The sequence below is a fragment of the Campylobacter concisus genome (genome assembly GCF_002165775.1).
Classification (GTDB): Bacteria; Campylobacterota; Campylobacteria; order Campylobacterales; family Campylobacteraceae; genus Campylobacter_A; species Campylobacter_A concisus_E.
Window position 1 is genome coordinate 326,423 of the sequence record NZ_NDYP01000003.1, and the last position, 14,239, is coordinate 340,661.

Below are 14,239 nucleotides of genomic sequence, written 5' to 3' on the forward strand. Positions count from 1 at the left end.
AGTAAAATTAATAAATTTAAGTGAGCAAAGACTATAAAATTTTAAGAGCTAAAACTCATTTGTATAAATTTTAGGCTTAATTTTTTAATTAAAATAAGCCTAAAATTTTGCTTCATTTTTTATATCATTTAGCTTTTTAACGGCCTTGCCAAAGTCGTCAGAATTTATAAAAACATTAATATTTTCATTTTTCTTATAGACTTTATCGTAGTATTTTGTGAGTAAAATTTCAGCTACTTTAGCAATGTCATTTTCATTAAATTTAGCCACAGCTTCATCTCTAGCTTTTTTATCGATAAATGGTGAAATTTTCTTCATGCACTCGTCAAAAAAGGCTTTATCCACACTTTTATAGTCATCTACTATACAAGAAATTCTTTTTTCTAAACTTGCACTTACTTCGACATTTATGCCACTACGCATTGCCTCATAAAGACTTTTTGGCAAGCTTAATGAGCCTATCCTTCTGCTCTCACCCTCGATAAAGCAAATTTCATCTTTTAACGCAATGAGCTTTTCAAATAACGCATCTTCAAAGCTTTTTTGACTTGGCTGCGCGCCATTTATCGCTCCAAAGACAGAGCCTAAATGATTTGCCATAGTTTCAAGGTCTATTGACGGGTTTAGAACCCTTATTAGCTTACTTTTGTAGCAGCCAGTATTTCCAAAAAGAGTGATAAATTTTATGCTTAAAGGTCGATTTAGAAATTCTAAAACGTGATTTCTATAGGCTTTATAGCCACCACTAAGTCTAAAAACTCTATATCCTATCATGCTTAACACATAGCCAATAGAATTTGATCTAAGCCCGCCTTTAGCGCAGTAGATGCCAATAGCTGAACCAACTTTGGCTCTTTTATAAACCTCATCAATGATATTTTGTAAATTTTTGCAGATATATTTTGCGCCAAGGCTCTTTGCTAGGGATCTGTCACTTTTATAGAGCGTGCCTACCTCTTTATGTTCTATGTCATTTAAAGCGTATAAATTTATGGCATCTTTTATGTGTGAATATAAAAATTCATGTGGCGATCTTGCGTCTATTAAAATTTCAAACGAGCTTCTTTTCTCTAGCCACTGCTCTACATCAAGCTCAGACAATGGCACTAAAAGCCTTTTTTAGCTTTTGATAAAGCGGATGAAACGGCGTGCCATTTACTCTCACATCAGCGATCGTCGTGATGAAATTTGTATCCCCACTCCACCTTGGCACAAGGTGATAGTGCACGTGCTCAGCTATGCCAGCGCCTGCTGCCTTACCTAAATTCATACCGATATTTACGCCCTGAGCGTGAAGCTCACGCTTTAAAATTTCAACCCCAAGCCTTACAAATTCACTCATCTCAAACCAAGTCTGCTCGTCAAGCTCCTCGATCTTGTCGGTGTGGTGGTTTGGTATGATCATAAAATGCCCTGGAGAATACGGATATAAATTCATGATCCCAAAGCAGTGCTTAGCACGAAAAAGCACACCATTTTTATCATCATCATCTGAGTTTATAACATCACAAAAAACACAGCTATCTTTTTTAGCGCTAAAGTATTCGCTTCTCCAAGGGGCACAAAGGTGCTGCATTACTCACCCTCCTTTATCTTTTTGACGGCATTTTTTATATCATCTTGTCTCATAAAATGCTCTCCTATCAAGAAAGCATCTACGCCTATTTTGCTTAGCTGTCTAAGCTGTTCATGCTCGTAAAGACCGCTTTCAGCGACTATTATCTTGCCATTTGGCAAAAGTGGTATGAGCTTCTCACAAAGACTCATATCCATCGTAAAATCATCTAAATTTCTATGATTTATGCCTATTATATTTGCTCCTGCAAATATCGCTTTTTTCACATCGCTCACATCATGTGTCTCGACTAATACCTCAAGACCCAAGTGGTGCGCGTACTCAAGTAGTTCTTTTAGCTCGTTTTGAGTTAATGCTTTTGCAATGAGCAGGATAAAGTCCGCTCCATAAACAAGAGCTTCTAAAATTTGATATTTATCAATAATAAAATCTTTTCTAAGGATTGGCTTTGAGGCGTAGCGGCGAACTTGGGTGACGTATTCAATATTGCCTTTAAACCAATGCGGCTCAGTTAAAATACTAAAAGCATTTGCGTATTCTTCATACTCCTGGGCTATTTTTATCGGCTCAAAGTCCTCTCTTATCACGCCCTTGCTTGGGCTAGCTTTTTTGATCTCGGCTATGATTTTTATCGGCTCGTTTTGGCTTGCTCTAAGCGCACTTAAAACATCTCTTGGCACATATGGGTTATATGCTAGTGAGCGACCAAGCCACTCCTCAGGGAAGTCTGCTTTTCTTTTTTCAAGATCATCTTTAGTCTTTTTTATTATCTCATCAAGTATCATTTTTTAAGCCTTTTGTTTAGATTTATTATACAGCGCTCTATTAGGTGCAAATGCTCTTTTGCCTCTTTTGAAGTCCTAAAATCAACATCTTTCATCGCATGCTGCATAATGCTTTTTGCCTTTTTGCACTCACCAAGCTTAAAATATCCCCACGCTAGCGAATCCTCATAATAAGGCGACTCAGGCGAGATAGCAAGTGCCCTTTGCACAAGCTCTATACCTTTTCTAGGATCGATGTCATGGTCTATCAGCAAGTAGCCATAATAGTTAAAAAACATATCATTCTCTAGTTTTGGCACACTAGCTTCAAATTTATCTAAAATTTCAGCCATTTTTTGTTCATCTAAGTTGTCTTTATTCATCTCGTATTCGTAAATCGCGGCTTTTGCTAAAAAATTTAAATCCCTGCTATCATTATAAATTTTAACAGCAAGTATGTATGCGTCACCAAAATTACTAGTCGCCGCATAAAGATCCATAAGCGCTATATCGTTGTAGCTATATTTTTTTAAAATTTCAATTGCTGCTTTGTAATTTTTATCATAGATAAAAAACTGCACGATCTTATCAAGATAAGAAGTATCGTGATTTAGTTCATAAAGCTCTTCAAAGAGTTCGATCACTTTTGGGAAATTTCTTTGCTGGGAGTAAATTTCAGCCAAAAGCTCGCAAGTCTTTAGCGTGCAACCTTGTTCATCTTTAAATTTCTCAAGATATTTTGTAGCGTCTTTTATCTTATCCATGCGATTTATCAAAATATCAACGATACGGAGCAAGTTTTCTTCTTCTTGCTTTAGCGAGTATGCCTCTTCAAAGTATTTTAGTGCAGTCGTTGTTTCATTTTGCATCATACAAATAGTGCCAAGCATGAGTAAATTTTGAGCATTTGGTTCTTTTGTAGCAAGCTCTTGCATTAAACTTTTAGCCTCATTTAGCTTTGAAAGATTTACTAAATTTGCCACCTTTATACGGATAAAATCGCTGTCGTCTTTTAAGCTTTTTTCGCCTTCACTTATCAAAGCGTCTAAATTTTCATTTTTTGTAGCAAAGGCGAGTTTGATCGCCTCTTTTAAATAAGCTTTTTGATTCGTATCTTTAAAAATGTTTGAGTAAGATTGAATGCTAGCATTCACATCTCCGCTATCTTGAAACAATAAAGCCTGCATTAGACGTAAATTTATACTTTTATTATCGTCAGCCAAAAGTAGCTGCGAGTTAAAAAATACGCTCATAAAAAATACTAAAATTTTACGCCAATGCATTCTGCTTTTAGCTCCTTTAAATTTTTTTTAAAATAATTCCAAAACGGAAAAGTCCTACACTGCTGTGGCCTTAGCTCATAGACTGAGCAGTTTTTATTTTTTTCATCAAAAAATATACAAGCAAAGCCATCTTCATAAGGCTTCTCTTTTATGCTACACCTTAGCCCAACTCTTATTAAAAACTGCTTTTCAAACTCATCTTTACTCATATGAAATGCAGTACAAAATTTTGAAATTTCTTCTTCATTTATCCAGATATACCCACTCTCTCCGGTACAACACTTGCCACCACAGCTCTCGCAAAAGCTAGCATCAAACTCATAACTAAAACCTTGTACTTTCACGCTAGTTCCTGATAATCAACACTGTTTGTATTAGCTTTTTTAAAAATTTCAATCGCCTCTTTTGTATGCGAGCCATTTTCGCTCATCACTAAAGGTGGCAAAATTTTTAACTTTGAGTTTGAATTATTTCTTACCTCAAATAAGGCTAAATTTGCTGGTTTATCAGCCTTTGTATGAATAAATTTTAGGCTTACTAAATTTAGCTTAAACTCTTTTAGAGATGCTATGATCTGACTAAGATCATCAGGTGCATAGCAAAAAAACGCCCTTTTGTGAGGCTTTAAATTTATACTTATACCTTTTATAAAGTCTTTTAGACCCAAAGAGCTTGTATATCTACTAGCTTTTATATGCTCATCTTCGCTTTGTTTCGTACCCTCGTGATAAAATGGAGGATTTGATACGATGAGGTCAAATTTCTCACTATCTTTAAAATCTGCAAAATTAGCATTTATAATTTCTGCCTCCAAGCCGTTCTTACTGGCATTAAATTTAGAAATTTTACCATTTATTTGTAAGATATCAAGCAAACTTAGGCTGGAATTTTTAAAGTCGCGTTTAAGCAAAAGCCCAAGTATCCCGCACCCTGCGCCAACGTCTAAAATTCTGCCTGAAAAATTTTTCAAACTTGATCTTATAAAATCATAAAGTACCAGCGTATCGCTGTTGTAGCGATAGCCACTTTTTAGCTGAGCCAAGATCATCTATAAACCTTGATGATAAAGCCACGCGTGACATCTTTTACGATCACTTCAGAGCTAAAGCTGATCCTTGCAAAATCGCCAAATTCTTCTTTTATAAGCTCAGCTGCTGCCTTTGCGCGCTCTTTACCAACGCCATAATTTACATAATTATTTAGCCTGCCAAGATCATCTTTTTTGATGCTTTGAGCCACATTTGACGGAATCACAAAATTTTTATTATCTACGATTGGAATTATCTCATACAGGTAATTTGAGTTAAATCTTTGTAAAAATTCGCTGACTCTATTCTTACACATCACGCTAGCCTTATCTTTTGCGTCCATGTCATCACACTCAAGGCTAGAGATCAAAACTAGCTTTGTTGGAGTTTCAGGTTTTGTCGTAGCTTGCAAGATATTTTTTAAATTCACATTTTCATTTTCAAGCTCATCTTGCCTATTTAAATTTTGCTCGATATCTTTTTGAAGTTCGATGATCTTGGCATTTACTGGACTTCCTTTTACGCTAGATGAGCTAAGTTCATTTATTTTAGAATTTAACCTCTCAATCGTCTTATTACTCTCGTTTAACTTATGTTTTGCGCTTTCAAGCTCGTTTTGTAAGCTTAGTAAATTTTTACCGCCACTTTTATTGCTATCAGCAAAAAGAGCCGACGTATCAGCTATCTTTTTTTGCAAAATATTTATTTGCTGACGCAAAATTTCATAGTTTTGCATATCGATCTTTAGTGTTCTTTTTTGAGCTTCTAGCTCACTTTGCTTTGCTGCTAGCATCTGACTTGTTTGCGTGAGATTATTTTCCAGCTCTTTTATCTTTTCATCTTTTAAATTTATCTTTGCACTTAAATTTTTTAACTCGCTGTCATTTAAACCAAGCTTTTGGGTCTGCAAAGAGATAGTTTGATTTTGCTCAAACAAAGTTTTTAAAAATTTATTCGTCTTTGTATCAAGCGTCTTTAGCTCATCTCGTGCATTTTTAAGGCTCTCTTCACTCAAATTTAGCTTTTTATTTAGCTCACTTAAACTTGCATTTGCATCTAAATTTTGTTTCTCTAGCTTTTTATTTATCAAATTTACCCGTTCAAGCTCTTTTTTAAGTGAATTTATATTTTCATTTGCGAGTTTATTTTCCTGCTCACTTTTAAGATTTTTTTCTTTTAGATCATTAAAACTTTTATGAAGTGCCGCAAGAGAGGCGTTTAGCTCTAAATTTTTACCATTATAGTTTTCAACTGCTAAATCTTTTGAGTTTAAATTTTTCTTTATCTCATCAAGCTCATAAATTCTATCTTTTAAGGCGGTCTTGCTTGACTCAAGTGCTTCCTCAAGATCAATTATCTTATTTGCCTTTTTTGAAAGCTCATCCTCCATAACACTCTTTTGCGTTTCAAAGCCATCAGTTAGAGCGTTTATCTCTTTTTCATAGCTAAATTTTTGTGTCTTAGCGTCACTCTTTGCTCGCTCAATCTCCTCTTTTAAAAGCAAAATTTCTTTTTTTTCGTTTTTATCTTTTTCATTTTGAGTATTTTCATACTCTTTTATTAGCGCGTCTTTTTGAGCCAGTGTCGTATTTAGCTCTATATTTTGCTCTTTTAAAGCTGTGTAATTTGCCTCAGCTGCCTCTTTAAATTTAGCAAAATTTGCTTCGATATCTTTTATCTTACTTTCATCGCCATTTTTTGCCTCATTTATCGCATTTTCAAGGTCTATTATCTTTTTTTCATAGGCTTTTGAGCTCTCTATCATATCAGCTTGAGCTTCATTTAGCCGTTTTGTGAGAGTTTGTATATTTTCAAAGTGTTGTGCTTCAAGCTCGCCAAGCGTCTTTTGGTTTTTTTCAACTATCTCATTTTTTTCATTTTCGATATTTTTTTTCATCTCTGAAATTTTGCCTATAAAGTCTAAATTTTTCTCGCTGATATCAACATTATCAGTAGCTAAAATTTTATTTTTTTTGCTTAGCTCACGAACTTGTTCTTGAAGTTCGTTTACATCATTTGATAAATTTTGATCGTTCGTTTCAGTAAAATTTTGGATATAGCTTTTTGGAGTTATATATCCGCCATATTCGTAAAGATCGTCTTTGCTGATGTACTTTTGTCTCTCTTCTTCTGGCAAATTATCAAAATTTATAGAATAAATCGTTTGATTAGTATCTTTTGGCGCTTCATCTTCTTTTGGAGATTTAAAAAACGATAGGCAAAAGCCAGCAATCAAACAAAAAATAGCTAGTAAAATTTTATTTATCAAGCTTATGCCTTGCCCTTTAAAATGTCTTTTATGACGTGATGAGCATGATTTAGAGCAACAACTATTGAGCCGCCATTTTTTAATACTATATCACCGCCCACATAAAGTCCTGGCACGCTACTTTGGTAGTTACTATCAACTATTGGAGTGCCCTTTTCATCGATTTTTATCTGACATTTTTGTAAAAAATCAACCGGACTTGAGCCACCTATTGCATAGACAACTCTGTCATAAACGCGAATTTTGCCATTTTCGTAATGCACTCTAACTTTGCCTGATTCGTTATCTATCTCTTTTATGTCGTGATTTAGCCTAACTTTTATCTTGCCGTGCTTTTCTAGCTCCCAAAGTGCAGTTAAATTTGTCTCATTTACGCGGCTAAAATTATCTTTTCTATAAGCAATCGTGGTTTTATTGTATTGGCAAAGCTCGATCGCATACTCAACTGCTGAATTTCCGCCACCTACAACAAGCACCTTTTCGCCGTTTGTACAGCTATCAAGGTTAAAATTTACAACTGAGTTTAGTGAAGGCGGGATTTTATAATCAGGCTTATTTGGTCGTCCCATTTTGCCAATTGATATCATCACATTTTTAGCTTCATATACGGCTTTTGAGGTAGTTACTTTAAAAATTTCTCCATCTTTTTTCACGCTCTCTACTTCAGAATTAAAAAAAGCTTCAATCTTTTCAGTATCAAGCAGCTTGTCAAAATAATCAAGCGTGCTCTCTTTCGTGCCATCCTCAAATGAAACTACACCATGTATCGTGCTATCTTGCCCTTTATACTCTTTATCTACGCGTTTATTATCTTTATAAAATTTTCTTATCGTTTGGCTGTGATTATCACCTTTTTCAAGAAGCAAAACGTTGTTTAAGCCATTTCTTTTTGCCTCAACTACGCTAGCAATTCCACAAGGTCCGCCACCAACAACAATTAGATCATAAACATTTACCATCTTTTTCTCCAAATTTTATAAATTTTAAGCTTTTTTAACCAGATCAGCCATCAAAAATGCAAGCTCAAGTGCCTGATCGGCATTTAGCCTTGGATCACATTGTGTTTCATATCTTTGCTCAAGCGAGCTTTCAGTGATATTTAATGCCCCACCCGTGCACTCAGTCACGTCTTGCCCTGTCATCTCAAGATGCACACCGCCAGCCCTTGTGCCCTCAGCTTTGTGAATTTCAAAAAAGCTTCTAACTTCGCTTATTATCTTGTCAAATTCTCTGGTTTTATAGTTATTTGAGGTTTTTACAGTATTGCCATGCATCGGATCGATACTATAAACAATATTTAGCCCTTCTCGCTTTAGCTCTCTTAAAATTTTTGGTAAATTTTCGCCTATCTTATCAGCGCCCATTCTGATTATCACATTTAGTCTGCCAGCTTCATTCTCTGGATTTAGCTTATTTGCAAGTGCGACGACATCTTCAGCCTTTGCACTTGGTCCGATCTTTACGCCGATAGGATTTTTCACACCACTTAAAAAATGTACGTGAGCGTCGTTTATACCACGTGTTCTTTCACCTATCCAAAGCATATGAGCCGAGCAGTCGTACCACTCACCACTAAGACTATCAACCCTAGTCAATGCCTCCTCATAAGGTAGTAAAAGTGCCTCGTGAGATGTATAAACCGCGGTTTGATTTATGACTGGCGTATTTGCTGAAGTGATGCCACAAGCTGCCATAAATGAAAGTGTCTTTGTTAGTTCATCAGCTAGTTTTGCGTATTTCTCGCCTATCTCTGGCTTTTTAACAAAGCCTAAATTCCACTTATGTACTTGATGAAGGTCGGCCAAACCACCTCTTGAAAATGCTCTAAGCAAGTTCATCGTCGATGCGCTCTGATAGTAGGCTTCTATCATGCGTTTAGGATCAGGCACTCTAGCTTTTTCGTCAAATTCAAAGCCATTTATGATGTCGCCTCTATAGCTTGGAAGTTTAGCGCCATTTATCTCTTCATAATCGCTACTTCTTGGCTTTGCAAACTGCCCTGCCACGCGGCCCACTTTGACCACTGGATAGCCACCAGCAAAGGTTAAAACTATCGCCATTTGAAGTAGGACTTTGAACATATCTCTGATGTTGTTTGCATTAAAATTTGTAAAGCTCTCAGCGCAGTCACCACCTTGAAGCAAAAATGCCTCGCCATTGCAAACTTTTGCAAGTTCTTCTTTTAAACTTCTAGCCTCACCAGCAAAGACCAAAGGAGGAAGTCCTTTTAATTTTTCTTCGACCTCTTTAAGCTCTTTTAAATCTGGGTATTTTGGTTGTTGCAAGATATTAAATTCTCTCCAGCTATCGCGGTTCCAAGTCATTTATTTTCCTATCTTTTTTGCCTTAAATTAGACGCTGATTATATCACGGCAAACTTAAAAAATAAAAGCCATTAATAGGCTATTAAAGTTAAATTTCATAAAATCGCTAGTTTAAATTTACCCAAAAAAAGAGAAGATTTTTTTCATGATAAAAGGCATTTTTTATTCGCTTTTGGCATCAGTTTTATTTAACTGCATCTACTACATGTCAGTGCTCATGAACCCCATCAGCACACAAGCTCTTATTGGATACCGCATGATCTTTGCCATGCCTTTTGTCATCGCCGCCATTTTTTTGTTAAAACAGCAGCGAAATTTCAAATTTTTACTTCTAAAAATAAAGCTAAAACCTAAAATTTTACTAGTTTTGCTTGCTACCTCGCTCATCGTCTCATTTCAGATGTGGCTTTATCTCTGGGCGCCAAGCAATGGCTCAGCACTAAAGGTATCAATTGGCTACCTCATCATGCCAATAGTCATGGTCCTTTTTGGACGGATATTTTTTAAAGAGCACCTCTCTAAAACAAAGCTAGCCTCGATATTTTTTGCAGCCCTTGGCGTCTTTAGCACAGCTATACTAAGCGGCGGCATCTCGTGGGAGAGCGCTGTAGTTTTTTGCCTTTATCCAGTCTATTTTGCCATTAGAAAGTACTACAACCTTGCAAATTTCTCAAGCTTTGTTATAGAGATAATTTTTATGTTTTTATTCTCATTTTATTTTGCGCTCACAGCCGATATGAACTACGTGATGAGTCAAAATCCAAACATCTACTATCTGCTCATCTTGCTTGGTGCTATCAGCGGCATAGCCCTCATCGCCCAGATCCTCTCAAGCACGCTCGTGCCGATAAATGTACTAGGTTTGCTTACATATTTTGAGCCTATAATGATGCTTTTTGTCTCATTTGCTATCGGCGAGAGACTGGAGAAAAGCTCATACTTTTTAATGATCTGCCTAGCCATCTCGGTCACACTTTTGATGATAGATAGTATAAATTCTATAAAAGGCGACAAAAATACCAAGACTAAATGAGAGCCAAAAAGGCGTTATTCTCGCGCTTAGCGCCTTTTTTATGTGGGGGTTTTTGGCGGTTTATTTCAACCTCTTTAGCAAAGATGTCGATGCTTATGAAATTTTAGCCCACAGAGTCATTTGGTCATTTTTCTTAATGGCTGGAGTGCTTTATTTTAGTGGCAGAATGGGTGAAATTTTTACCTTACTTAAAGATATTCGTTCACTAAAAACCTTATTTTTGAGTGGCATATTTATCACCACAAACTGGGGCGTTTATGTATATGCGGTTAGCAATGGCAAAATTTTGGACACAAGCTTGGGCTATTTTATAAATCCACTAATAAGCATGCTCCTTGGCGTTATCATCTTCAAAGAAAGGCTAAATAAAAGCGGAATTTTAGCCATTTGCATAGTCGCTTTAGCCATTAGCGTACAAATTTATGCCCAAGGCGGATTGCCATTAGTTTCCATTATCTTGCCGCTTTCATTTGGATTTTACGCAGCAGTTAGAAAGATGGCAAAGATTAGCGCATTTAACGGGCTTTTTATAGAGACATTTTTTATGTTCCCATTTGCACTTGCTTACGTCCTTTACATAGCATTTTTAGGTAAAAGCCACTTTGGACTAAATGAGGACTCACTTTTAATGATCGCTTCAAGTATCGTAACCATCGTGCCGCTTGTCGCTTTTAACGCAGCGGCAACAAGGATAAATTTAACAACGATTGGCTACTTGCAATACATCTCGCCGACCATCGCGATCCTTTGTGCGGTCTTCATTTACGGCGAAAATTTGGACGGCTACAAGGTCATCTCGTTTTGTATGATCTGGCTGGCACTTGCGATAATTAGCATAGATAAATTTAGAAAAAGGAGTAAAAATGAATAGTGTGACGATTTATTTGCTACTTGCATTTTTTGCAGCGCTTATTTTATATTTTCAGATACAAAAACTAACCAGAAAGCTCGACGAAGAGGGGGCGGTGCCAGCTTATCAAAAGGCCGCACAGGAGGTTTTAGAAAATTTAAGCAATGCCGAGAAATACCCAAAATTTTGCAATGTAATATTTAAAAAAATAAACACCTTAAGGCAAGATATTTTATTTGAAGATGCGCTAAATAGTGAGTCTGAAAAAGATAAAGCATTAGATGCCTTAGAGCAAATAAGAGAAAAATTAGAAACTTTATCAAAGCAAGAAAATTTAAGCTGGGAGAGTGAGCTCTTTGCGATCTTGGACGAGCTTGATGGCTTTATAAGGGTAAATTTCAAAAACGGCGAAGATAGAGCTGAAGAGCTAAGGGGCGAACTAAAGAAAGAATTTGATGGGTTGTGAGAGTGACTTTGCTAAATTTTAAAAATTAAAGGAGTAAGTGTGTTTGAAGATATAGACTATGACGGCTTTAAGATTTATTGTGATGAGAATAAAAAAATGATAAAGAGCTCTACTGAATCCTATCAGTCCTATTTAAGAAGCTCCATTAATTTTTTAAAAGATAATAAAATTTATTCATTTTCTGATTATCACAATGCAGATAAAAAATACTTAGAAAAAGAATTTATAAAAACAGGTAGAGACGAACAAACTTTTAATAAATATATGCGTGCAGTAAATTATTATATAGAATTTAAAAGTGGCAAAGGAGACACAATGCCAATAACAAATAACCAACAACAAGAAAGAAAAGTAAATTTTTCACTAAATCAAATTTTATATGGCCCTCCAGGAACTGGAAAGACATATAGCGTTGTTCGTAAAGCACTAGAAATTATAGAAGGCAATGCTTCCGATGATAGATCTAAATTTAAAGAGTATGTAGAAAAGGGACAAATAAAATTTATCACATTTCATCAAAGCTATGGATATGAAGAATTTGTTGAGGGCATAAAGCCTGTATTTGATAGAGAAAATGGCAACGAAGACAACGAGATATCTTATAAGATAGAAAAAGGTATTTTTTATAAGTGTTGCGAGGACGCTTTACGCTTGGCTGGATACAATGATGGACTCGATAAATTTTGCACTTTGTCAAAAGAGGAACAACAAGAGTTTTTAAATGATAAAACACCAAAATATACAATCATAATAGACGAGATCAACCGCGGAAATATATCCAAAATTTTTGGTGAGCTCATAACTCTTATAGAGCCGTCAAAAAGGCTCGGCGCAGATGACGAGATAATGGTCGAGCTGCCATATTCAAAAGAGAAATTTGGAGTGCCGTCAAATTTATACATAATAGGCACGATGAATACAGCAGATCGCAGCATAGCTCTTATGGATACGGCGCTTAGAAGAAGATTTGAGTTTGTAGAGATGATGCCAGAATATGACGAACTAAACAAAATAAATATCGAAGATATAAATATAGGCAAAATGCTAAAAATGATAAACGAGCGTATAGAATATCTTTACGACAGAGATCATGCGATAGGGCATGCTTATTTTATAGATGTGTCAGACATGGAAACGCTTGCAAATGTCTTTAAAAATAAAATTTTACCGCTACTACAAGAGTATTTTTATGACGACTGGGAAAAAATAAGACTAGTTCTGGGCGACAATCAAAAAGATGAGGATTTGCAGTTTGTTAAAGTCAAGGAAAATATGGCAAAAGAAAAACTATTTGGAGGAAAAATCGACGATATAGACGATAAAGTCCTATATGAGATAAGCGACCAAGAAACTTTCAACAACCCTCAAAGCTATATAAAAATTTACGAATGAAACAAAACGTAAAGCAATGACCAAATACTTAATAGAGTTTGAAAAATTTCGCCAGGAAGACGACCAAAGCCTATTTAATGCCGTAGATGCATTTACTAGAGAAAATTTTGCCGCAGTAGAATTTTTAAAGCCTGGCAGAGACAAAAAGGGCGATTTTTTACAAGCTCAAAACTACGTCGGTATCATCCAGACAAAAAGTGGCGATAGCCTTGAGATACTTCCCAAAATCCACGACAACGATAATAGCAACAACAAGGAAGCGGTAGAAAATTCTAAAAGAATTTTACTGAAAATGTTAAAAACTTTAAAAAACCATCCATTTAAAAATATAAACATAGCGAATTTAAAAAGCCTAAATTTACCGCTTCTTGAAATTTTTATATCGATGTTCTTAGATGAAGTATCAAAACTCATAAAAATAGGCATAAAAAGCGACTATGTGGAACTGGAAGATAATCTAAAATTTTTAAAAGGAAAGCTTAAAATATCGGAGCAAATACGTAAAAATATCGTCCATAAAGAGAGATTTTACGTTTGCTATCAAGAGTTTTCCATAGATAGGGCCGAAAATCGCCTCATAAAAAGTACGCTCGAGTTTTTATATAGACGCTCAAAATCAAGCAAAAATCAACGACTTATTAGGGAATATTTATTTATCTTTGACGAAATTTCATCTAGCTCAGATATAAACGCGGACTTTAACCGATTAAAACTAAATCGCCAAACAAAACACTATGAGCAAGCGCTTTTATGGAGCAAGATATTTTTACAAAACAGGTCGTTTAGCCCGTATAGAGGTAACGAAATAGCCTTTGCCTTGCTATTTGATATGAATGCGCTTTTTGAAAGCTATGTTGGAAATTTTATTAAGAAAAAGCGTGCAGATGTTAGTTTGCAACACTCAGCAAAACACCTCATAGAAGACCCAAAGAGCTTTAGACTAAGGCCTGATATATTTTTAAAAGATAAATTTATAGCCGATACAAAATGGAAGATCATCAAGACAAAAGACGATATTTCACAAGCCGACCTATACCAGCTATATGCTTACGGTAAAAAATATAATTGTGGCAAACTTTATCTAATATATCCAAAGATAGACGGCATAAAACAAGAGTTTATGAAATTTGAATATGAAAAAGATATGCAGCTTGAAATTTTATACTTTGATCTTGAAAACGACTCCAAAAACGATAAACTTATTGAAAATTTACTAGCATAAACTATTTTGTTATCAAGCTAAATTTTAGCCAC

14 protein-coding genes are annotated in these 14,239 nt (G+C 35.4%); 5 read left to right on the forward strand and 9 right to left on the reverse strand.

Annotated features, from left to right (window positions below; all coding sequences use genetic code 11):
* Nucleotides 1-99: 99 nt before the first annotated feature.
* From mnmH to B9N66_RS04955, 9 genes are read right to left on the reverse strand one after another with little or no spacing between them, the layout of a single operon-like run.
* Nucleotides 100-1,107 carry a tRNA 2-selenouridine(34) synthase MnmH gene (mnmH, locus tag B9N66_RS04915; protein ID WP_087580133.1) on the reverse strand — a complete coding sequence of 336 codons (1,008 nt, stop codon included), beginning with the start codon at nucleotides 1,105-1,107 and terminating at the stop codon, nucleotides 100-102.
* On the reverse strand, nucleotides 1,094-1,576 hold the full coding sequence (locus B9N66_RS04920; RefSeq protein ID WP_087580134.1) for an HIT family protein: 483 nt from the start codon (nucleotides 1,574-1,576) through the stop codon (nucleotides 1,094-1,096). The genes mnmH and B9N66_RS04920 overlap by 14 nt, the downstream gene beginning before the upstream one ends.
* The gene (trpC, locus tag B9N66_RS04925; RefSeq protein ID WP_087580135.1) at nucleotides 1,576-2,361 is read right to left on the reverse strand and encodes an indole-3-glycerol phosphate synthase TrpC; all 786 of its coding nucleotides are present in this window, start codon (nucleotides 2,359-2,361) and stop codon (nucleotides 1,576-1,578) included. The genes B9N66_RS04920 and trpC overlap by 1 nt, the downstream gene beginning before the upstream one ends.
* Complete coding sequence (locus B9N66_RS04930) at nucleotides 2,358-3,623, reverse strand: tetratricopeptide repeat protein (RefSeq protein ID WP_087580136.1); 1,266 nt, start codon at nucleotides 3,621-3,623, stop codon at nucleotides 2,358-2,360. The genes trpC and B9N66_RS04930 overlap by 4 nt, the downstream gene beginning before the upstream one ends.
* Complete coding sequence (locus B9N66_RS04935; RefSeq protein WP_054196689.1) at nucleotides 3,602-3,967, reverse strand: YkgJ family cysteine cluster protein; 366 nt, start codon at nucleotides 3,965-3,967, stop codon at nucleotides 3,602-3,604. Before B9N66_RS04935 ends, B9N66_RS04930 begins: the two co-directional genes overlap by 22 nt.
* Nucleotides 3,964-4,671 carry a tRNA1(Val) (adenine(37)-N6)-methyltransferase gene (locus B9N66_RS04940; RefSeq protein ID WP_087580137.1) on the reverse strand — a complete coding sequence of 236 codons (708 nt, stop codon included), beginning with the start codon at nucleotides 4,669-4,671 and terminating at the stop codon, nucleotides 3,964-3,966. Before B9N66_RS04940 ends, B9N66_RS04935 begins: the two co-directional genes overlap by 4 nt.
* Nucleotides 4,668-6,920, reverse strand: a complete 2,253-nt coding sequence (locus tag B9N66_RS04945) for a vesicular transport factor Uso1p (RefSeq protein ID WP_087580138.1) — start codon at nucleotides 6,918-6,920, stop codon at nucleotides 4,668-4,670. Before B9N66_RS04945 ends, B9N66_RS04940 begins: the two co-directional genes overlap by 4 nt.
* 2 nt (nucleotides 6,921-6,922) lie before the next feature.
* Nucleotides 6,923-7,879, reverse strand: a complete 957-nt coding sequence (locus B9N66_RS04950; RefSeq protein ID WP_087580139.1) for an NAD(P)/FAD-dependent oxidoreductase — start codon at nucleotides 7,877-7,879, stop codon at nucleotides 6,923-6,925.
* 24 nt (nucleotides 7,880-7,903) lie between these two features.
* Nucleotides 7,904-9,244, reverse strand: a complete 1,341-nt coding sequence (locus B9N66_RS04955; protein ID WP_087580140.1) for a class II 3-deoxy-7-phosphoheptulonate synthase — start codon at nucleotides 9,242-9,244, stop codon at nucleotides 7,904-7,906.
* 145 nt (nucleotides 9,245-9,389) lie between these two features.
* On the opposite strand from B9N66_RS04955, the gene rarD (B9N66_RS04960) reads away from it, so the two are divergent.
* The 5 genes from rarD (B9N66_RS04960) to B9N66_RS04980 are packed head-to-tail and all read left to right on the forward strand — an operon-like array spanning nucleotide 9,390 to nucleotide 14,207.
* Entirely contained in the window at nucleotides 9,390-10,277 is an 888-nt protein-coding gene (rarD, locus tag B9N66_RS04960; RefSeq protein ID WP_084107873.1) for an EamA family transporter RarD, read from the forward strand.
* A gap of 16 nt (nucleotides 10,278-10,293) precedes the next feature.
* The gene (rarD, locus tag B9N66_RS04965) at nucleotides 10,294-11,148 is read left to right on the forward strand and encodes an EamA family transporter RarD (protein WP_257639781.1); all 855 of its coding nucleotides are present in this window, start codon (nucleotides 10,294-10,296) and stop codon (nucleotides 11,146-11,148) included.
* Entirely contained in the window at nucleotides 11,141-11,593 is a 453-nt protein-coding gene (locus B9N66_RS04970) for an aryl-sulfate sulfotransferase (protein WP_087580142.1), read from the forward strand. Before rarD (B9N66_RS04965) ends, B9N66_RS04970 begins: the two co-directional genes overlap by 8 nt.
* A 39-nt stretch (nucleotides 11,594-11,632) precedes the next feature.
* Entirely contained in the window at nucleotides 11,633-12,985 is a 1,353-nt protein-coding gene (locus B9N66_RS04975; RefSeq protein ID WP_257639776.1) for an McrB family protein, read from the forward strand.
* A 16-nt stretch (nucleotides 12,986-13,001) separates the two neighbouring features.
* Complete coding sequence (locus B9N66_RS04980; protein WP_087580143.1) at nucleotides 13,002-14,207, forward strand: McrC family protein; 1,206 nt, start codon at nucleotides 13,002-13,004, stop codon at nucleotides 14,205-14,207.
* The last annotated feature ends 32 nt before the right edge of the window (nucleotides 14,208-14,239 follow it).

Coding starts and splice junctions, on each gene's coding strand:
- B9N66_RS04920 (WP_087580134.1), bottom strand. CDS start 1,576: ATGCAGCACCTTTGTGCCCCTTGGAGAAGCGAATACTTTAGCGCTAAA.
- trpC (WP_087580135.1), bottom strand. CDS start 2,361: ATGATACTTGATGAGATAATAAAAAAGACTAAAGATGATCTTGAAAAA.
- B9N66_RS04930 (WP_087580136.1), bottom strand. CDS start 3,623: ATGCATTGGCGTAAAATTTTAGTATTTTTTATGAGCGTATTTTTTAAC.
- B9N66_RS04940 (WP_087580137.1), bottom strand. CDS start 4,671: ATGATCTTGGCTCAGCTAAAAAGTGGCTATCGCTACAACAGCGATACG.
- B9N66_RS04950 (WP_087580139.1), bottom strand. CDS start 7,879: ATGGTAAATGTTTATGATCTAATTGTTGTTGGTGGCGGACCTTGTGGA.
- B9N66_RS04955 (WP_087580140.1), bottom strand. CDS start 9,244: ATGACTTGGAACCGCGATAGCTGGAGAGAATTTAATATCTTGCAACAA.
- rarD (WP_084107873.1), top strand. CDS start 9,390: ATGATAAAAGGCATTTTTTATTCGCTTTTGGCATCAGTTTTATTTAAC.
- B9N66_RS04970 (WP_087580142.1), top strand. CDS start 11,141: ATGAATAGTGTGACGATTTATTTGCTACTTGCATTTTTTGCAGCGCTT.
- B9N66_RS04980 (WP_087580143.1), top strand. CDS start 13,002: ATGACCAAATACTTAATAGAGTTTGAAAAATTTCGCCAGGAAGACGAC.